The sequence below is a fragment of the Paeniglutamicibacter sp. MACA_103 genome (assembly GCF_045798555.1).
In the GTDB taxonomy this organism is placed as follows: domain Bacteria; phylum Actinomycetota; class Actinomycetes; order Actinomycetales; family Micrococcaceae; genus Paeniglutamicibacter.
The window spans coordinates 1-18,608 of sequence record NZ_JBIXLN010000060.1 but is presented as its reverse complement, the minus strand read 5'-3'; the positions used below and the strand labels follow the sequence as shown (position 1 = coordinate 18,608).

Here is an 18,608-nt window from a genome sequence, read left to right as displayed (position 1 = left end):
GGATCGCCGAACTTGCGCAGCGTGCGGGCCGCGGCATCTGTCATCGAGACCGGGCAGGCCAGGCCGAACTCGGCCTGCACGAAGACGTAGCTCATGGCGTACTTGGCCAGGTGCGGGGGAGTGTTCTCCCAGCCGTGGATGCCGCGGTGCGAGAGCGCCGAGAGGCCGTACGTCTCGTAGGCGGCCTTCGAGAGCTCGATGTAGCTGGGGTGGTAGGTGATCTCATCCACGCGGTTGCCGTCGCGGTCGAAGTGCTCCAGGGTCGGCTTGTTCTTGTCGGCCGTATCGGCCAGGGGAGCAAGGCGGGTGGCTGCGTCCTCGCCGAGGCTGGTGAGGACCGGTACCAGCAGGTCCTTGTCCTCGGTGTTCAGGTAGCGTTCGACGAGGGGCAGCAGGGCCGGGTCGCTGGTGGCAAAATTCATCGTTTTCACGTGTCTTTCAAGATTTGAAGTGAGAGTGCGGGATGCGGCCGGAGCCCGGCGGTTAGTTGGTGACGGCGTCGGCTTCGCGGTTTGCCCAGGCCTTGCCGCGCAGCAGGATGCTCATGCAGATGATGGACAGCAGCACGTAGCCCAGGGCCAGGAACACCACGGGCCAGATCGATCCGGTGGAGGTGAGCAGCGCCTGGGAAACGAAGGGGGCGGTGCCGGCGAAGACAGCGGTGGAGAGCTGGTAGGCCACGGAGATCCCGGTGTAGCGGATGTGGGTGGGGAAGAGCTGGGCCAGCACCCCGGCCAGGGCCGAGTAGTACATGGCGTGCGGTGCGGTGGCCAGGACCATGCCGATCATGGCCAGGGCGAAGTTGCCGGTCTGGATCATGAAGAACATCAGCGGCAGCAGTACGATCTCCGGCAGGAGCATCCACAGCACGGCCTTCTTCACGTCGATCCTGGAAGCGAGGATGGCGCCGAAGGGCTGGATCACGACCTGGGCGACCAGGGCGACGGTGATGATCTGCAGGAATTCGGTGCGTCCGAAGCCCAGGTCCTTGGTGGCCCAAGACAGGGCGAAGGTGGTCTTCACGTAGGTGATGGCCACGCCGGCAACCACGGCGCCGACGCCCAACAGCACCACGCGCCAGTGGTCTTTCATCAATTCGGCCAGCGGCACGCGCTTCTGGGACTTGGACTCGACGGCCTTGACCATTTCCGGGGTTTCGGTGATGTGCAGGCGGATGTAGAGACCGATGATGATCAGCACGGCGGAGGCCAGGAAGGGCAGGCGCCAGCCCCAGGAGTTGAATGCCTCGTTGCTCAAGAAAGTCAGGCCGAGGAAGGCCAGAGTCGCCAGCAAGTTGCCCACGGGCGAGCCCTGCTGGGCGAAGGCGCCGTAGAGGATCTTCTTCTTCGGGGGAGCGAACTCGGTGGCAATGAGCACCGCGCCTCCCCATTCCCCGCCCATGGCCACGCCCTGGATCACGCGCAGGAGGATCAGCAGGATCGGGGCGGCGACGCCGATCTGTGCGTAGGTCGGCAGCAGGCCGACGCCGACGGTTGCGGCTCCCATGAGCAACAGCGTGGTGATGACGGTGTTCTTGCGGCCGAACTTGTCGCCGAAGTGCCCGAAGATGATTCCGCCCAGCGGGCGGGCCAGGAAGCCGACGGCGAAGGTTGCAAAGGCGGCCAGGGTGCCGATGGCTGCGGAAGCCTCGGGGAAGAACAGCTTGCCCAGCACGAGGGCCGAGGCGGTGCCGTAGATGTAGAAGTCGAACCACTCGATGGTGGTTCCCACGAAGGCGGCGATTCCTGCCTTGCGTCCCTGCTTTGGATCGATGCCGGCGACCGTCGGCGCGTCCGACGTTGATGCATTTCTGATGCTCACGATGTTCCTCCGAACGGTGAGGGAGCCCACTTGCTTCCTGTGTCTGACATCACTCTGTCACCATTGATCGTTGGAGTCCAAGACATAGTTGGTGCACCATTATTGCGGAATGTAGAATAATAGAATGGCGTTCCAAACGGGTGCCATGGGAGGCGGGTCGGGGATGGAAATACGGCAATTCGAGGCGTTCCTGGCCGTGGCCGAGGAGCTGCATTTCGGCCGGGCGGCCGAGAAGCTGGTCATGGCCCAGCCCGCACTGAGCCGGATGATCCGCGTGCTCGAGAAGGAACTGGGAACCGAGCTGTTCGAGCGAACCACGCGCAAAGTCCGCCTGACCCCCTCGGGCGAGGCTCTGGTGGATCCGGCCCGGGCCATCCACGACCAGGTCGACGGCGTCAAGCGCATCGCCCGCTCGGCCCAGCAGGGCGAGATCGGCACCGTCAAGATCGGCTTCGCCGGAACCACCGGATACTCGATCCTTTCCGCGTTGGCCCGCGGGGTGTCCCGGGAGCACCCCGGAATCAGCCTTGCCCTGCAACCGCAAATGTATTCCGGAGAGGCCCTGTCCAAGTTGCGGGACGGCGAGATCGACCTGGGCGTGGTCAGTTCGCCGGTCCCCGGGGGCATCTCGACGCTGTTGGTGAGCAATGAGACCCTGATGGTCGCGCTGCCCGCAGACCACGCGCTGGCCGGGGAAGAGAAGGTTAGCGTCGAGGCCCTGCACGACCAGCGTTTCATCGCATACCCGGCCACGCACGGATCTCGGGTGCGCAACGCCATGACCTCGATCTGCGCCGCCGCGGGCTTCGTGCCGCACATCGCCCAAGACGCCCCGGACCCCTATAGCCTGCTGGCCTTGGTCGGTGCCGGGGTGGGGGTCTCGATCGTCGTCTCCTCCTCCCGCCATATCCAGGTCGACGGAGTCGCCTATAGGCAACTAGTCGACGTTGACATGGTGTTGCCCATCGCCCTGGCATGGCGGGACACCAACCCGTCGTTGGCCCTGCGGACGGTAGTGGAACTGGCAAGGAATGCATTTCCGATCCAATTGCCACTGACTTACGGCATCCCGCCAAGGCCCTCTAATGGTCGGCGGTTGCCGTGATCTTCGCGCAGAAGAAATCTCGATCACGCGGCGGCGCACCCCAGATGGTTGACAGGAAGGTTGGGTCGAGCTCTAGAAGGAAAAATCAAGGACTTATCGTGGCCGCACGTATAGCCAGTGCGCGGTTCGCCCGAATCGCCGCATCCATGCGCGCAGCCTAAAAAATGCCTGCAGCTGCTTCTGCGTGGTGAGGGGGGCGCGGTGGGGTCGGCGATTTCAGGCGGGCGTTACGTCCGGAACGTCTGGTGTGCCGGCGCCTATTCATCAAAGTGACTTAGGCCATTGGGATCATTATGATGAAGTCGGTACTTTCCTTGCATCACTCGTAGGAATCGTCTAAGGAACTAAATATTGCGATATGAACTAACCGACTTGCGACTGTTCTTCGCGATTGCCGAAGCCCAGAATCTGTCAGCGGGCGCGTCATCCCTTTATATGAGCGCGTCGTCAGCCAGTTACCGACTCAAGAACCTTGAGAAAGCGATGGGAACATCACTTTTCCATCGAACGCCGCAGGGGATGACGTTGACGCAGGCTGGCGAATCAGCACTGGGTTATGTAGAGCAGGTCCTGTCCACGACGGAAGGCATGGACAGCGATATCAGCAGGTATGCCAGTGACCAAAGTCGCAACGTGCGTTTGCTGGCCAACAGCAGTTCCTTGAATGGTTTTGTTGTCCCCAGCATCGGAAAATATTTGGCAGCGAATTCCAGCATCAATATTCATTTGGAGGAAATGGCAAGCCAAAAAATTATTCCGTCGGTGGTTACCGGGGACGCGGAGGTCGGGATTCTGGCCAGCGTCTCTGACGTGTCTAATGTAAATGTCCTTCCGTACGTCACCGATGAGTTGGTTATCGTCACCCCACTGGGCCATCCGTTAAGCGGGCAGGACAGTGTGCAGCTGATCGACACCATGGAGTATGACTTCGTCAGTGTTGAACGGTCCAGCAGTAATTTCCTTTTTCTGTCCTCGACAGTCAGACAAGCCGGCGGGCGACTCAACGTCAGGATCCATGCGATGGGTTTCAGTAGCGCACTTGGACTCGTCGCTGAGGGCGTGGGAATTGCCATGGTTCCCAGGACAGTGGCTGCCAAGCAAATAGCCAAGGGGAGTGTCTCAGCGGTCAAACTGGATGAGGCTTGGGCCCGGCGGGATCTTGTCATCGTGACCGCGGCTGGTGCAACCATACCCGACCATGTCCAGCGGCTGACCGATTTCCTGGTTACGGACGTGGCAGACCGTACGGAAAGCGAGTCAGGTCCTTCGGAAACCGTCGCATGAGCGTGCGGAAGCCAAGAGGGAGACGGACACATACGCTGACTTGGCCGCGTAGGTGTGAGTGTCGCAGGGGGGCGATGAAACTCTTGGGAGGACCCTCTATTCGCCCGGTATCGAGAATGACATTTGACCATGGTCTATGACCAGCAGGTTATCACTGTAGACTTGGAAATCGAGTCGACCGCGAGACCGCCAGGCCTTCGCTACCAACTTGCTGCCGGGGTAGGCTTCGGCAACAAACCGACAACGCATCGCCATGACGGTTCCTGCCGGTGCGGGGGAGCTGCGTCCCGAGAAAAGACGATCAGCGATTCCCAACGTGCAGAGCCCGTGCAATATGGGGCGTTCGAATCCTCGAGCCCGTGCCATCACCGGATCCAGGTGAATGGGATTATTGTCGCCGTTTTGCGCGAACAGCACGGCCTGGCTGTTGGAGGTCTTGCCCGTCATCTCGAAATCAGGCGGTCGGTTCTCCGGCACCGTGGAGTCGTTCAGGGCAGCAGTTCCCTCGTCTTGGGCGTGGGCATCCTTGACAAAAATGGTGCGGGTTAACTGAACCGCCTCCGTTGCTGTCAACTGATCGGCGGCAATTGACCGGACACCCACGAATGCACCTCTCCGGGTCGCTTTCACCCAAAGGACGCGCGTCTCGACAACCAGTTCGCCACAGAAATCCAGCGGGCGCGGGATGCTCAGCGATTGCTGCGCGTGGACCACCGCGGAGAGTGGATAGTCGCCGAACGCGGTCACGGGAACCTGGCCCCGTCCAAGAATGTTTCCGAATGAACCGGGGACCGCCTCAAAAACAGGCGGTCTTTCGCCAGCCGTTTGGCATGGCGATGCCACGTCTCGCCAGTCCGTCTGCACGCTATCCCTGTAGGTCTGCACATCCTTTCGGTCCCACCTGACGATGCTACGCGGAAAGACTCGCTGTGTGAGGTTTGGCTTCACGGTGAATTCGGAAGGCATATGTGATTCTCCTCCAGAGAAAAGGGATCGGGACTACGGCAGGGGCTCATGGCGCAAGCCACCGGTGCTCATAGTGATGTCATGCCAAACGCCCGGCCGAGAAATCGGCCAGGCGTTTGGCAGCAGGATTCAAAATCAGACGAAGGCCGAGATCCCGGTGATCTCGCGCCCCAGGATAAGCGACTGCATGAACTCGGTGCCCTCGTAGGTGTGGACCACTTCCATGTCGGTTAGGTGCCGGGCGACATGGTGTTCCAACAGCAAGCCATTGCCTCCAAGTAGTTCCTTTGCCGAAGAACAGATCTCCCGTGCCTTGCTGGAAGTATGCATCTTCGCCATAGAGGCCATTTCCACGGTCCATTCACCTTGCGCCTGCAGGTCGGCCATCCGCTGGCAGATCAACTGCATCGCCGTCAGTTCGGTCAGCATCCAGGCCAGCCGATTCTGCACTAGCTGGAAACTGGCGATGGGCTTGCCGAATTGTTCGCGTGATCCGGTGTAGGACACCGCAACGTCGTAGCAGGCCATCGCATGTCCGACTGCCTCCCACGAAACCCCGCCGCGGGTTCGCGTGAGCACCCTGCTCACATCACGGAACGATTCTGCATGGACCAGTCTATTGGACTCGGCCACCTGAACGTTTTCCAAGAAGACATCCGGCTGCAGGACGGCACGCTTGCCAATCTTTCCGGTGATGATTTCCGTTGTGTACCCCGGAACCGACTCGTCGCCATCCGGCTGCTCGACAACGAAGGCCTTGACGCGTGAATCGGCTGTATCACGTGCCCAGATGATGACAAGATCGGCGAAGGACGCGTTGCCGATCCAGCGTTTCTTGCCATTGATGACCCAAGTATCCCCATTGCGAGCGGCCGTGGTTTCCAAAGCCACCGAGTCGGATCCGTGGTTCGGCTCAGTAAGGCCGAATGCCCCGATCTTCTCCAAACGAGCCATTGCTGGAAGCCAACGTTGTTTTTGTTCTTCGCTTCCCAACAGATCGATGGTGCCCATCGACAGCCCTGAATGTACCCCAAAAAACGCGTTGATGGAGCCGTCGCCACGAGATAGCTCGCGGGTGACCAATCCCGTTGCGAGATGCGAAAGGCCCGCTGCGCCGTAGCCCTCGACGGTGCCGCCCACGATCCCGAGGTTAGCTATCGCCGGCACAAGGTGGTGCGGGAATTCCGCGCGTTCCCAGAAGTCGTTGATGACCGGCAACACATCATCGCTGACGAACGCCTGAACGGCCTTGACGATCTTCCGCTCATCGTCGGATAACTGCTGGTCGAGTCGGTAGAAGTCAGACATTGCTATTTCTTCCAGTTTTCGGCGTCGGACTTCACTTTGTTCTTGTCAAATTCATTGGCCTTTTGGGTGATCGACATGTCTACCGTCTCTGACGGATTGATGTTGCCTTCGACAATCTCGTACTTGGTGAAGTAGTCGGAAGCCAGCTTAAGGCTGGCATCATCCAGATAGCCATAGAGCTTTTCGTCGCCAACTGCGGTGCGGTTCTTCCATGAGTTTTCTGTGTTCTCGATGGTGGCCGCAATCGCTTCCTCACTGGACATGTTCGCTGGTTTCTGTTCGGGATGCTGGCCCCAGTACATTTCAATGGCTGCCTCCGGATTGAACTCGGTGAATGCAAACCCCTCGTAGGTTCCGCGAAGGAACTTCTCGATCGCCTCGGGTCGCTCTTCGAGCGTCTTTGCGGTCACGACGTACCCGAGCGAACCAGCCACGGCATCGAGCGGGGATTCCAGCGGGCGCAGGCCATCCTTGGTCAACTGTCCCACCACATCCAGGGGACCGTCGTAGGATGAATAGGCTTCCACACGGCCCGATTCAATGGCCTCGGTGGCCTGGGTTCCGTCGCCGATCGGCAACCACGTGACATCCGAATCCGGGTTGAGTCCTGCGGCCTGTACGATCGAGCGTCCATACATGTAGCTGCCCGAGGTCATCGAAATGACCCCGATTGATTTGCCTTTAAGATCTTTCACGGACTGGACCGTGCTGTCGTTGTTGACCGCCACTCGCCAGACGTTCTTAGGTGTGAAGGAAACGATTCTTAACTCGGGGTTTTTCAAGGCCGCCGAGTAGGTGGTGTTGGTTCCCGAGACGGCGATATCGGCACTTCCGCCCAATACCGACTGCAAGGCAGCGGAAGATCCCTTGGAGAAAACCACATCAACTTCCAGACCTTGGTCCTTCCAATAACCCATTTCCTGCGGGGTCGTCGTATATGGCGCCATTGCCACGGTGGAGCTGGCGGAGCCGACATCATAGACGAACTTGTCAGCACTTCCTTCGGCACTGCTCGGCCCACCGCAAGCGGTCAGCAGAAGCGCGGCACCGGCGGCAAGGACTGTCAGTACTTTCGGGGTGAGGTTCTTGATACTCATGAATTGGCCTTTTCTCGACGTGGATAGTGGGTGCGGTTAACTACGGATCAGCGGGGAACGATGCTGCGCGGAAGGATGCTGCGCAGGCCTTGGGCCGCCGAACGCAAGGTGATGCCCATGATGGCCAACAGGATCAGTGCGGCATACATGGAAGCGGAATCGCCGAATGCCTGGCGCTCCATCAGCAGGTAACCTAGACCGGCTTGGGCACCGACTAGCTCGGCCGCGACGGCGCCAAGCAGCGCCATGACGACCGCGACATCGAAGGACGGAAATACGTAAGACATGGCATTGGGGAGCCTCAGGTAGCGAAGTTCCTGCCATTTGTTGGCTTGGTTCGCCCTCATCAGCTTGTGTTCCTCCGGATTCACGTTTGTGAAGCCTGCGATCGCCGCTGACATCACTGGGAAGTAAGCCAGCAGTGCGGCAACGATGATTTTTGGTTCAGGGCCGTAACCCAATGCGACAACCAGCAGCGGCGCGATGGCTACCTTGGGAAACGACTGCAATGCTATGACAAATGGATAGAATGCCTGGTACAGGGTGGCCATGAAAGCAAACAATGCCCCGATGACCAGCCCGGCGACAACGCCGATGCCGAACCCGGCGACCATTTCGTACAGGGTGGTGCCGATGTGGGACCACCAGAGCCCCTCAAACACTCCGGAGACCAAGGCGGACCAGACCTGGTCCGGTGGCGGCACCAGTAGCGGACTGACCTTCTTTGCGGCCGTGGTCCAGTACCAAAGCGCGAGAATAATGGCTAGGACAACCAAGGGGAGGCCGAATTTCTTGCCGATTTGGGTGGCTTGGTCTGTTGATCGTGGTGGGGACGGGCGGGATGAGCGTGAAACGGCCTTCGGTTGTTGAGCCGTTTCGAAACCCGTCCGATCCACAGTTTCGCTATGCATTGTCTCGGAGCTCCTGGTTTTAATGGGATGCAAAGTCATTTTGAGTTTCCTGGATCAATCTGGCGTCGGATGTCCCCGACGATTTCGTAGAAGTGCGATTGGGAACGCAGCTCCGGCAAACGCGGACGGTCGAGGGGAATGTCCACCACGGCTTCTAGCTTCCCCGGGCGGGCGCTCATGATGCCTACACGGTCCGACAAGTACACGGCCTCGGCAATGTTGTGGGTCACGAACACCACTGTCTTGGGCTGATCGGTCCAGAGGCGCATCAATTCGTCTTGGAGCGTTTCGCGGGTGAATTCGTCCAAGGCACTGAACGGTTCATCCATCAGCAGCACGCCCGGGTTGGACACCAGGGATCGAACGATTGCGGCTCGCTGCTGCATGCCACCGGAAAGCTCGGGCGGATACCTGTGCTTGGTGTGCCCCAGACCAACAAGCTCAAGGTACTGCTCTGCCAATGCGCGGGTTTTGGAGTCGAGCGTGCCCGCAATCTTTGAGGGAAGCAAGACGTTTTCCAGAACCGTCAGCCATCGCAGCAACGTCGCATGCTGGAACACGATTCCGGTACTTCGCTGCGGCTTGACGATCTTATCGGAACCAATATGGATATCCCCGGTTGAAGTAGGCAACAGCCCAGCAATCATGTTCAGTAGTGTGGACTTGCCGCAGCCACTTGGACCAACCAGGGAAAAAAACTCACCGGGACGCAACGTCAGATCGGTATTGGTTAGCGCAAGTATGGGCGTGGACTTGGATGTTTCATACGTTTTTGAAACATCCTTGAGGTCAATTCCAACGGCCATGGTCAGTCTCCTTGTGAACTAGAAAATCATTGTCGGCGCAGGGTGCCGCGCACGAAGGTCGCAGGAGGAACTGATCGTTCGTATGCAGCAGATGTTGATTGTGCTACACCAGTTCTCGCTTGCTCGAGGCGGCAATGCTCCAAATGTGAGCTGCAGCACCAGTTGATGCTTCGATCCTATGGCTGGCCGCTCCCAGGTATCCATCCGAAATATTTGAACGGGGCGTGCGGAATTCCCGCATGCCGTTGCCGGCAGTCGAAACCGGGGGTGGTGCTAGGCCAAGGGGTGTTCGAAAAACCCGCACGAGCTGTTGAAAACGTTGTGATGGTCACCATAGGCGCAGGTCAATAGTCTTGAAACAGAATTTGATGGCCTGGCATCGCAACACTAATCGGAATAACGGTGTGCATACCGGTCGTGTGCCGAGCGAGATTGTCGATAAGACGTCGGAGAAGGTTGGAATTGATGCGATACAAGAAATACGCGGACGGCGGTGTCGATAGCCGATACTTCGAGTCACTGGCCGCGGGTCATTTCGAGATCCCGCATTGCAACGATTGTGAAAAATTCCATTTCTACCCGCGAATCCTGTGTCCGCATTGCGGATCACCCGACCTGGCTTGGATTTTACCGTCCGGGAAAGGAACGGTCTACGCCACCACGGTCGTTCGGAGGAAGACCGGGGATTACAACGTTGCCCTTATCGACCTGCAGGAAGGACCTCGAATGATGAGCCGGGTCGAGGGAATCGCACCGGGAGATGTGCAGATCGGTCTTCCCGTTTCATCTCGCATAGAAATCGACAACGGAGATCCGCTGCTTGTATTCGTGCCGGAGGCCAAGAAGTTATGAACAATTCGTCCGAGACAATTAGTATCCTGGGAACAGGGCTGGCAGGAATGGGCCACGCCGGTGGTCTGAGCGAGCAGGAGATCATCGCGCGGGCTTCCCACCAAGCAGTCGCCGCGAGCGGTTTGAAGATGAGCGACATCGATGGCCTGATTACCTCCAGCTTAACCTCGCCGTGGTGGGTGATGCGCATGGCCGAGTACCTCGGAATCACTCCGAAGTTTTCCGACAGCACCATGTTTGGAGGCTCGTCGTTCATTGCCGACCTTCTCGTTGCCCGCTTGGCGATCAACGCCGGCCTGTGCGAAAACGTCTTGGTTTGCTACGGTGCAACCCCGCGCAGCGCACCGAGCAGCACCGCCGTCAACAACATGCGCGCGCAACTCGATCCGCAACTCTACGAGCACCCCTATAAGGCCTTCAATCCGACATCCAGCTATGCCTTTGCGGCCGGCCGTCATATGCACGAGTTCGGCACCACCAGGGAGCAGCTTGCCGAAGTCGCAGTTGCGGCGCGCAAGTGGGCCATGCTGAATCCCGATGCCTTCAAGAGGACCCCGTTGACAATCGACGAGGTTCTGTCCTCGACGATGATTTCGGACCCGCTAACGGCGTTGGACTGTTGTCTTGTGACCGACGGCGCGGCCGCCTTCGTGGTTTCGAAGACCAGTGTCGCCCGTAACCGGCATCCGCTACCGATCGAGGTTCTTAGTGTGGGACATTCCCACCAGCACCGCCAGATTTCGTCCATGGCCGACCTGACGGTGACGCCGGCGGCGGAGTCCGGTCGCCAGGCATTCAAGGAGGCGGGAATGCGCCCCTCGGATATCGATGTCGTGCAGTTGTACGACGCATTTACGATCACCCCGATTCTCTTCCTGGAAGATCTTGGGTTTTGCGGCAAGGGGGAAGGTGGGTCGTTCGTCTCGGACGGCCGTATCGCCCCCGGTGGAGGTTTTCCCATGAATACCAACGGAGGCGGACTGTCGTGTGGCCACCCGGGAATGTACAGCGCGTTTCTTGTGGTCGAGGCCGTCACCCAGCTGCGCAACGAGGCCGGGGCACGGCAGGTGGATTCCTGCCAGACGGCGCTCGTGCACGGAAACGGCGGGGTGCTGTCCAGCGAAGCCACGGCAATCCTGGCCAGGGCCTGAACCAATAGGAGATTTGAAACAATGATCGACAAATTTGCAGGGTCCCTGGATGAAGCAGTAGCCGACATCCGGGACGGAGCGACCATATACGTGAGCGGGTTCGGCATTGCCGGCCAGCCGCTTGAACTGTTGAATGCACTGGAACGCCAAGGTGCCCAGGACCTGACGGTCATCTGCAACAACAGCGGTTCGGGGGATGAAGGCCTGGCACGGCTGATCCGCCGTGGGCGGGTCAGGAAACTCATCGCCTCGTTCCCCCGCGGTGCCGAGAGCCATGCCTTTGAGACGGCCTATTCGAACAGGGCCATCGAATATGAATGTGTTCCCCAGGGCACACTGGCCGAGCGGATCCGCGCGGCCGGTGCTGGTATCGGCGGCTTCTTCACGCCGACCGGCTATGGAACGCGGCTGGGTGACGGAAAGGAAACTAGGATCTTCCAGGGCAAAGGACAGGTTTTCGAGGAAGCGCTGCCTGCCGATTACGCGCTCGTCCAAGCCAAGGCAGCCGACCCCTGGGGCAACCTGATCTACGACCAGGCGGCCAGGAACTTCGGGCCGATCATGTGCATGGGCGCTACAAAATCCATCGTCCAAGTCGGCTCCAGGGTGGCATTGGGTGAACTCGACCCGGAAGTCATCGTTACGCCGAGCATTTTCGTGGATGTTCTCGTAATTGCCGAAACAGCGTTAGCAGGAGATCGAGCATGAACAAGTTGAGCACAGGGCAAATCGTTGCCAAGGTCGTCCGGGACATCCCGGCGGGATCCTACGTGAACCTGGGAATCGGCATGCCCGTGCTGGCACTTGAACATTGGACGACCGAAGACGATGTGATCATCCACAGCGAAAACGGCATTCTCGGCATGCGTCAGCTGGATCCCGGGGAGGAGCAGCTCGGAAATCTGACCAACGCGGCCAAGCTGCCCGTGGGGATCACTGCCGGCGCTGCGTTCTTCCACCATGCAGACTCCTTCGCGATGATGCGCGGTGGGCATATCGACTATTCGATACTCGGTGCTTACGAGGTCTCTAGCCAAGGGGATATCGCCAACTGGTCGCTGGACCAGGAAGGTGTTGCACCGGCAGTGGGCGGAGCGATGGATCTGGTCGTGGGAGCACGCAATGTATACGTCGTCATGGAACACACGACCAAGCAGGGCAGGTCGCGGCTGGTCGAGCACTGCTCGCTGCCGTTAACAGGGGCCGGGGCCGTCAGCCGCGTCTACACGGACCTGGCCACCCTGGAGGTGTCGCCATCGGGTTTCTCGGTTATCGAACTGACTGCCGGGGTCACCCGCGGATATCTCGAATCAGTGACCGCAGCGCCGCTTGATTTTTCGAAAATCGAGGTTTCGGAAGTTGCCATGGAATGGAAGGTTCTAAAGTGACGACGCATAGCGAGCAGGTTGTCCTGACGGAGGCCGTGGAGCTCTCGGTCCATGGGGACGTTGCAGTGCTGCAGATCAGCAACCCACCCGTGAACGGGATCGGGCACGAGGTCCGACGCGGAGTGGCGGACGGGATCGCCAGGAGCCAGGCCGAAGGTGTCCGCGCCATTGTTATCATCGGGGAGGGCAGGGCATTTTGCGGAGGGGCGGACATCAGCCAGTTCAACACACCGGCTGCGAGTGCCCAGCCAAGTTTGCGCAAGATCGTCGAATCCATCGCCGCCTCCGAGGTGCCGGTGATCGCAGCGATTCATGGTTTTGCACTCGGCGGTGGGCTGGAACTGGCGTTGGGTTGCCACTATAGGATCATGGAGCGCGATGCCACGATCGGCCTGCCCGAAGTTAACCTGGGATTGGTTCCGGGAGGCGGAGCCACCCAACGGCTTCCCCGACTCATCGGTTTGGAGGGGGCGCTGGACATCATTCAGTCAGGGCGTCGCGTGTCCTCGAGGAATGCCTTGGAGCTGGGCGCCGTTGATGAACTTTTCAGCGGACCGGCACTAGAAGCCGGACTCGTCTTCGCCCGTTCGCTGCACATCGGCCAACACCCCCGGGTGGCAGACCTGCCCAACCCCTCGACTCACGGGGTTGATTTCGAGCTTCAGCGGGCCGGCGTCAGGAAGAACTCCCGCAACGAAAAAGCGCAACTTGCGGTCATTGAAGCGGTCGAGGCCTCCACCGCAGCGCAGTTCGAAGCCGGCCTGGATTTTGAACGGAGCATCTTCGACAACTTGGTCGACAGCACCGAGTCGCTGGCCCTGCGCCATCTGTTCGCCGCGGAGCGGGCAGCCTTAAAAGTGCCGGGCATTGACAGTGATATCGCAGCACGCTCCTGCGAGACAATCGCTATCATAGGTGCGGGGACCATGGGCAGCGGAATCGCGATGGCATGTGCCAACAACGGGATCGAAGTGACCCTCATCGATGTGAGCGAACAAGGCCTGGCGCGTGGCCGCTCAATGATTGAGGAGAACTATTCGGTATCAATGAGCCGCGGGAAAATCACCCAGGGGGAAGTGACTCAGCGGCTCAAGCGCATCACCTTCTCCTCAACCCTCATGGATGCCAAGGACGTTGACATGGTGATCGAAGCGGTCTTTGAGGATATGAAACTGAAGCAACAGATTTTCGCGGAGCTGGACGCGGTGTGCAAACCGGGTGCCGTTCTGGCTTCCAACACATCGAGACTGGATATCAACGAGATCGCCAGGGCAACGGAGCGTCCCGGCGATGTAGTCGGGCTGCACTTCTTCAGCCCGGCCAACGTGATGCGCCTCCTTGAGGTGGCTCGGGGTGAGCAAACTTCCCCCGCCGTGCTCAAGACGGCACTCGCGATGGCCAAGCAAATCGGCAAGACCCCCGTGGTAGTGGGTGTCTGCGAGGGATTTGTCGGAAACCGAATGCTGACCCCGTACTGGCGCGAAGCATGGTTCCTCCTTGAGGAAGGCGCACAACCGGCCGAGGTCGACGCCGCGATGGAAGGTTTCGGCATGGCCATGGGCCCCCTGGCCACGGCCGATCTGGCGGGACTGGACATCAACTGGGCCACCCGCAAGCGGCTGGCTCCCACGCGTCGCAAGGACCTGCGCTATCCTCTGGTCGCGGACCGCATCTGTGAGGCAGGCAGATTCGGCAGGAAGTCGGGTGCCGGCTACTACCGATACGAGCCGGGCAACAGGCTGCGCTTCGATGACGACTCGGCAGCGGAAGTCATCGCTGAAACCTCGCGGGAACTGGCCATCGAACGCAGGGACATCACCGGCGAGGAAATTGTCGACCGCTGTGTTCTGGCCCTTGTCAACGAGGGTGCCAAGATCCTGGACGACGGGATTGCTGCCAGGGCTTCGGATATCGATGTCGTTTACGTCAACGGCTACGGGTTCCCAGCCTCGCTGGGCGGACCGATGTACTACGCCGAGCAGGTTGGTCTGGCCAAAATCTTGGAAAAGATCGAGCATCTGCACCAGCTGCACGGCGAACATTGGCAGCCAGCCAACCTCCTCACGAGACTCGTTGCCCAGGGCAAAACCACCTTCGGCAGCTAGCAGAACCGGCATTTTCAACTTGGACGTGATCCAAAACCAACTTTCGACTGGTTCCCGCACGGGAACGGTCAACCTCGGGAGAACACATGTTGTATCAATCGCTGAGCGGGGTGAAGGTCCTGGACCTTTCCCGGATCATGGCTGGGCCATGGTGCACGCAGAACCTGTCCGACCTGGGTGCCGAAGTGCTCAAAGTGGAGAGCCCCGGACTGGGGGACGACACCCGCGGATGGGGAGATCCCTACCTTGCCGGGACCACGGAAGAAGACGGGTTTTCCGCCTACTTCATCAGTGCCAACCGCGGCAAACGCTCCCTGGCAGTAAACTTTGCCGACCCGGAGGGATCCGAAATCGTCCGCCGCCTGGCCCGGGATGCGGACGTAGTCGTGGAGAACTTCAAGACCGGTTCACTCCGGAAGTACGGGCTCGACTACGAGGCATTGCGGGAAATCAACCCAAACCTGGTCTACCTGTCAATCACCGGTTTCGGACAGACCGGACCAATGGCGCAGTTCCCCGGCTATGACTACGTCTTCCAGGGCATGGGGGGACTCATGAGCTATACGGGCCTGCCGGATGGACAGCCAGGAGCCATGCCCCTGCGCACCGGGGTGGCCGTAGTGGATCTGATGACCGGAATGTACGCCACCTCCGCGGTGTTGGCTGCACTTTACCAACGCCTAGTCAGCGGGCAAGGCCAACACCTCGACATCGCCTTATTGGATGTCGCCGTGGCCATGAACGCCAATCAGGGATCCAACTACCTAGTGACTGGCAAGAATCCACAGCGCACCGGGAATGCTCATCCGAATTGTGCACCCTATGAAGTCTTTGAGACCGGGGACGGTTTCATGATTCTCGCGATCGGAAACGACGGGCAATTTGGGCAATTCTGCAAGGTAGCCGAGCGCGGGGACCTGGCAACGGATTCCCGCTTCACCACCAATAGCCAGAGGCTTGCCAATATGCCGCAACTCAGGCCGATCCTGGCCGAGGTGCTGAAGGACAGGACCAGCGCCCAGTGGCAGGCCGAATTGGACGCCGTCGGTGTCCCATGGGGACCGATCAACACCCTGGAACAGGTCTTCGAGCATCCTCAGGTCAAGCACCGCCAGCTGAGGCTGGACGCCGAGCACGCCGATCACGGGACGATTCCCATGGTTCGCAATCCGCTCACCACAGTTTCCCCTAGCGGTCGGGAGATCCAACCGCCACCTGGTCGGGGGGAGCACAGCCGGACCGTTCTTGAGGAACTCGGTATGAGCCACGAAGAAATTGACGAGCTGCTGTCCGCTGGTGTCATTGCAGAAATGAAGGAGTACTCGAAATGACGGTAACTCAGGAAACGACCCACACGGAACTGACACTTGCAGGAGAGGTAGCCACCGTCTGCCTGCGCAATGCGAAAACGGTCAATGTTCTCGGGCGAGAGGCCATCGCAGAGCTAACCGAGGTGTTCCGTGCACTTGGAGAACGCAGCGACGTGCGGGTCATCGTGTTCCGCGGCAGCGGGGACAAGGCATTCATCGGTGGCGCGAACATCCATGAAATGGCGGAACTGGATCCCGAGATGGCACGCTCGTTCATTCGGGGGCTCATGGATTTGGGGGAGACCATCAGATCCGTACCGCAGCCAGTCATCGCACGCATGGCAGGCTGGTGCCTCGGCGGCGGCTTGGAAATGGCCGTGGCCTGCGATCTTCGGGTAGCGGACTCAGGTGCCCAGATGGGGATGCCGGAAGTAGCGGTGGGGATCCCATCCGTGATCCATTCCGTGCTGATTCCCCAGCTCATTGGCCGCGGCAGGGCCTCGCAGCTCCTGATGACGGCCGAGCCGATCTCTGCGCACAAGGCCCTGGGCTGGGGATTGGTGGACGCTGTCGTTGAACTGGACGACCTGGACCGGGAGATCCTCAGATGGGCCGACAAGTATCTGGCTATCGGCGGCGAAGTTCTCGCCCAGCAAAAGCGACTCATGAACGGCTGGGACGAACTCACGACCAGCGAGGCCATGGAACAAAGCGTCACGGCGTTCAGTGAAGCCTACAAGACCGGGCAGCCGCAGAGGCTGATGTCGGAGTTCGCAAACCGGAAGCGCACTGGGTCATCCGCGACGTAGCGCGAAAAGTGTAGACAAACGCCAACCGGGAAGTTCGAGGGCCTGCCGCATGCTTTGCGGTGGGCCCCTGGGTTGTTTGTGGCCAACTGTTGTTGCCATATTCGCCGTTCGAAGTGCGGCGTGATGTTGGACGAGAGTCGGGCTGGAGCTTGCCGCGGCGGAAATTGCCGTGTTGAGGCGAGGTTGTGGGCCACACGTAGCTGTACCTCGGCACCACTGCAGGCTACCCGCGGCGATCCAGTCGCGTGGGAATACCGAGATGGTGTCCGGCCAGCTTGAGGTGCTCGATGTGGGCGGCGGTCTCGGAAACGGCCAGCCGCAGCGGCAGAGCGGTAAGAGACTTCCAACCGCGTGACCAGGACAGATGTCGGGCCACCTCCCACACCGTATCCGGCGCATGCTCCGCGATCACCTGGAGCACCTCAGAGGAGCGTGCGCGGTTGTGTTCCACTAGCTGCTCCACCCGCCGCCGCATCCCGATGAAGCGGTACTCGTGGGCGGGGCAGACCTCCATATCGTCCTCGAAACCGATCCGCTCCAACGAGTTGTAGTAGGCCTGCAGAGGGTCTTCCAATCCAGACAGATCCAGGGAAATGTGTGGGGAGATCCGCGGCAGGACGTGGTCGCCGCTGAAGATCAGCTCGTGCGACCAGTCAATCAGGCAGATGTGCCCGGGGGAGTGGCCCGGGGTCAGCATGACCTCGATGTCCAGCCCAGCCACGGGTAGCCGCTGGCCGTCACGCAGACGCACATCCGGTGTTGCCAGTTGCGTCAGCTGGCTGACCCGGGTGTCGTTCATGCCCACGTCGGCCAGTACATCATCAGGGGTTCCCCAGAGGATGTACTGGCGGTTTTGCTCCGCTTGATATCGGGCGGTTGAGTCCCAAGTCTGCACATCAACGAATTCGTGCTCGCCCATCGCCACCCAGGCGCCGCTGATTCTCCGGATGCGTCCCGCCATTCCAAGGTGGTCGGAATGGTAGTGGGTTGCCACGATGCCCGTGAGGTCTTCCAACGCGATGCCTGCCTGTGCGCATCCGCTGCGCAGCTGGTTCTCGCCGGCGTCACTGTCCCATCCGGGATCGACGAGGATGGCATCGTCGCCACTGCGCAACAGGTAGCTGAGGGTGTAGCGCATTGGATTTCCGGGGAAGACGACCGGGATGCTCCACGCCCCGTCCCGCAGTTTTTCTGACGACGGCATCGAATTGGTCCGCCAGGCGGTTCTCTGGTCCTTGCCGGTCACCGTGATGGGGGCCATCGACGGCTGCTGGAAGGTTGAAGCACTGGAACTCACGGTGGTCCTTTCGGATCAATGGGTGGCCATATATATCCGTGGCACATCTGCCAAAATATATGACCAGGTTATGTTATTCGGAAGGGCTGGTGCGCTCATCAGTGAAATGTCGTGCTGGTGTCATGAGATGGGATTTTCCGCAGCCCGGACATCGGCCTGTTGGATGGCGCGCCCTTGAACTGAGACGGGCTCCGCTGCGTAGCAAAACGATACATGATTAACCTTCATGTGCCGTGGTTGTGGTCGTCGCTATCACGCTGCCGTACTCTCACTGGATGCCTAGTACTTTGTCTTAGCTAATATTCTGTGGAAATGGTGTCATTCTTGGGTGTGCGGGTTTTCGTCTACCACCCGCAAGGAATTGGGACAGGCCATGGGAAGAGCAAAATCACGTCCGG

Annotated in this window: 16 protein-coding genes and 1 pseudogene; 9 read left to right on the top strand and 8 right to left on the bottom strand. The window is 59.8% G+C overall.

Annotated features, from left to right (window positions below; translation table 11 throughout):
- Positions 1 to 422, bottom strand: a pseudogene (locus tag ACIPVK_RS19820) (acyl-CoA dehydrogenase); the annotation flags it as partial.
- 61 nt (positions 423 to 483) lie between these two features.
- Positions 484 to 1,821, bottom strand: a complete 1,338-nt coding sequence (locus ACIPVK_RS19815; RefSeq protein ID WP_407613703.1) for an MFS transporter — start codon at positions 1,819 to 1,821, stop codon at positions 484 to 486.
- A gap of 124 nt (positions 1,822 to 1,945) precedes the next feature.
- Between ACIPVK_RS19815 and ACIPVK_RS19810 the strand changes: the two genes are divergently transcribed.
- Positions 1,946 to 2,926, top strand: coding sequence for a LysR family transcriptional regulator (locus ACIPVK_RS19810; protein WP_407613702.1), 981 nt, complete (start codon positions 1,946 to 1,948; stop codon positions 2,924 to 2,926).
- A gap of 351 nt (positions 2,927 to 3,277) precedes the next feature.
- The gene (locus ACIPVK_RS19805; protein ID WP_407613701.1) at positions 3,278 to 4,210 is read left to right on the top strand and encodes a LysR family transcriptional regulator; all 933 of its coding nucleotides are present in this window, start codon (positions 3,278 to 3,280) and stop codon (positions 4,208 to 4,210) included.
- Positions 4,211 to 4,306: 96 nt separating this feature from the next.
- Here ACIPVK_RS19805 and ACIPVK_RS19800 read toward each other — a convergent pair whose 3' ends face one another.
- The 5 genes from ACIPVK_RS19800 to ACIPVK_RS19780 all read right to left on the bottom strand — a co-directional run bounded on the left by ACIPVK_RS19800 (position 4,307) and on the right by ACIPVK_RS19780 (position 9,298).
- Positions 4,307 to 4,957 (bottom strand): MaoC/PaaZ C-terminal domain-containing protein, encoded by a 651-nt coding sequence (locus tag ACIPVK_RS19800; RefSeq protein ID WP_407613700.1) that lies wholly within the window; start codon positions 4,955 to 4,957, stop codon positions 4,307 to 4,309.
- 354 nt (positions 4,958 to 5,311) lie between these two features.
- Complete coding sequence (locus tag ACIPVK_RS19795) at positions 5,312 to 6,484, bottom strand: acyl-CoA dehydrogenase family protein (protein WP_407613699.1); 1,173 nt, start codon at positions 6,482 to 6,484, stop codon at positions 5,312 to 5,314.
- 2 nt (positions 6,485 to 6,486) lie between these two features.
- Positions 6,487 to 7,581, bottom strand: a complete 1,095-nt coding sequence (locus ACIPVK_RS19790; protein ID WP_407613698.1) for an ABC transporter substrate-binding protein — start codon at positions 7,579 to 7,581, stop codon at positions 6,487 to 6,489.
- A 47-nt stretch (positions 7,582 to 7,628) separates the two neighbouring features.
- The gene (locus ACIPVK_RS19785) at positions 7,629 to 8,492 is read right to left on the bottom strand and encodes an ABC transporter permease (RefSeq protein WP_407613697.1); all 864 of its coding nucleotides are present in this window, start codon (positions 8,490 to 8,492) and stop codon (positions 7,629 to 7,631) included.
- Positions 8,493 to 8,527: 35 nt separating this feature from the next.
- The gene (locus ACIPVK_RS19780; protein WP_407613696.1) at positions 8,528 to 9,298 is read right to left on the bottom strand and encodes an ABC transporter ATP-binding protein; all 771 of its coding nucleotides are present in this window, start codon (positions 9,296 to 9,298) and stop codon (positions 8,528 to 8,530) included.
- A gap of 465 nt (positions 9,299 to 9,763) precedes the next feature.
- Between ACIPVK_RS19780 and ACIPVK_RS19775 the strand changes: the two genes are divergently transcribed.
- From ACIPVK_RS19775 to ACIPVK_RS19745, 7 genes are all read left to right on the top strand, one after another.
- Complete coding sequence (locus tag ACIPVK_RS19775; protein WP_407613695.1) at positions 9,764 to 10,150, top strand: Zn-ribbon domain-containing OB-fold protein; 387 nt, start codon at positions 9,764 to 9,766, stop codon at positions 10,148 to 10,150.
- On the top strand, positions 10,147 to 11,301 hold the full coding sequence (locus tag ACIPVK_RS19770) for an acetyl-CoA acetyltransferase (protein WP_407613694.1): 1,155 nt from the start codon (positions 10,147 to 10,149) through the stop codon (positions 11,299 to 11,301). The genes ACIPVK_RS19775 and ACIPVK_RS19770 overlap by 4 nt, the downstream gene beginning before the upstream one ends.
- A gap of 21 nt (positions 11,302 to 11,322) precedes the next feature.
- A complete protein-coding gene (locus ACIPVK_RS19765; protein WP_407613693.1) occupies positions 11,323 to 12,009 on the top strand; it encodes a 3-oxoacid CoA-transferase subunit A in 687 nt (228 codons plus the stop codon).
- Complete coding sequence (locus ACIPVK_RS19760) at positions 12,006 to 12,689, top strand: CoA-transferase (protein WP_407613692.1); 684 nt, start codon at positions 12,006 to 12,008, stop codon at positions 12,687 to 12,689. The genes ACIPVK_RS19765 and ACIPVK_RS19760 overlap by 4 nt, the downstream gene beginning before the upstream one ends.
- Positions 12,686 to 14,794, top strand: coding sequence for a 3-hydroxyacyl-CoA dehydrogenase NAD-binding domain-containing protein (locus tag ACIPVK_RS19755; protein ID WP_407613691.1), 2,109 nt, complete (start codon positions 12,686 to 12,688; stop codon positions 14,792 to 14,794). Before ACIPVK_RS19760 ends, ACIPVK_RS19755 begins: the two co-directional genes overlap by 4 nt.
- 86 nt (positions 14,795 to 14,880) lie before the next feature.
- Positions 14,881 to 16,125, top strand: coding sequence for a CaiB/BaiF CoA transferase family protein (locus ACIPVK_RS19750; protein WP_407613690.1), 1,245 nt, complete (start codon positions 14,881 to 14,883; stop codon positions 16,123 to 16,125).
- Positions 16,122 to 16,913, top strand: coding sequence for an enoyl-CoA hydratase (locus ACIPVK_RS19745; RefSeq protein WP_407613689.1), 792 nt, complete (start codon positions 16,122 to 16,124; stop codon positions 16,911 to 16,913). Before ACIPVK_RS19750 ends, ACIPVK_RS19745 begins: the two co-directional genes overlap by 4 nt.
- Positions 16,914 to 17,136: 223 nt before the next feature.
- On the opposite strand, the gene ACIPVK_RS19740 is transcribed toward ACIPVK_RS19745, so the two are convergent.
- Positions 17,137 to 18,174 carry an MBL fold metallo-hydrolase gene (locus ACIPVK_RS19740; RefSeq protein ID WP_407613688.1) on the bottom strand — a complete coding sequence of 346 codons (1,038 nt, stop codon included), beginning with the start codon at positions 18,172 to 18,174 and terminating at the stop codon, positions 17,137 to 17,139.
- Positions 18,175 to 18,608 lie beyond the last annotated feature (434 nt).

Excerpts from the sequence above, each read along its gene's own strand:
- ACIPVK_RS19810 (WP_407613702.1), top strand. The coding sequence starts at position 1,946 with ATGGCGTTCCAAACGGGTGCCATGGGAGGCGGGTCGGGGATGGAAATA.
- ACIPVK_RS19770 (WP_407613694.1), top strand. The coding sequence starts at position 10,147 with ATGAACAATTCGTCCGAGACAATTAGTATCCTGGGAACAGGGCTGGCA.
- ACIPVK_RS19795 (WP_407613699.1), bottom strand. The coding sequence starts at position 6,484 with ATGTCTGACTTCTACCGACTCGACCAGCAGTTATCCGACGATGAGCGG.
- ACIPVK_RS19790 (WP_407613698.1), bottom strand. The coding sequence starts at position 7,581 with ATGAGTATCAAGAACCTCACCCCGAAAGTACTGACAGTCCTTGCCGCC.
- ACIPVK_RS19740 (WP_407613688.1), bottom strand. The coding sequence starts at position 18,174 with ATGGCCCCCATCACGGTGACCGGCAAGGACCAGAGAACCGCCTGGCGG.
- ACIPVK_RS19785 (WP_407613697.1), bottom strand. The coding sequence starts at position 8,492 with ATGCATAGCGAAACTGTGGATCGGACGGGTTTCGAAACGGCTCAACAA.
- ACIPVK_RS19765 (WP_407613693.1), top strand. The coding sequence starts at position 11,323 with ATGATCGACAAATTTGCAGGGTCCCTGGATGAAGCAGTAGCCGACATC.
- ACIPVK_RS19780 (WP_407613696.1), bottom strand. The coding sequence starts at position 9,298 with ATGGCCGTTGGAATTGACCTCAAGGATGTTTCAAAAACGTATGAAACA.
- ACIPVK_RS19760 (WP_407613692.1), top strand. The coding sequence starts at position 12,006 with ATGAACAAGTTGAGCACAGGGCAAATCGTTGCCAAGGTCGTCCGGGAC.
- ACIPVK_RS19750 (WP_407613690.1), top strand. The coding sequence starts at position 14,881 with ATGTTGTATCAATCGCTGAGCGGGGTGAAGGTCCTGGACCTTTCCCGG.
- ACIPVK_RS19775 (WP_407613695.1), top strand. The coding sequence starts at position 9,764 with ATGCGATACAAGAAATACGCGGACGGCGGTGTCGATAGCCGATACTTC.
- ACIPVK_RS19745 (WP_407613689.1), top strand. The coding sequence starts at position 16,122 with ATGACGGTAACTCAGGAAACGACCCACACGGAACTGACACTTGCAGGA.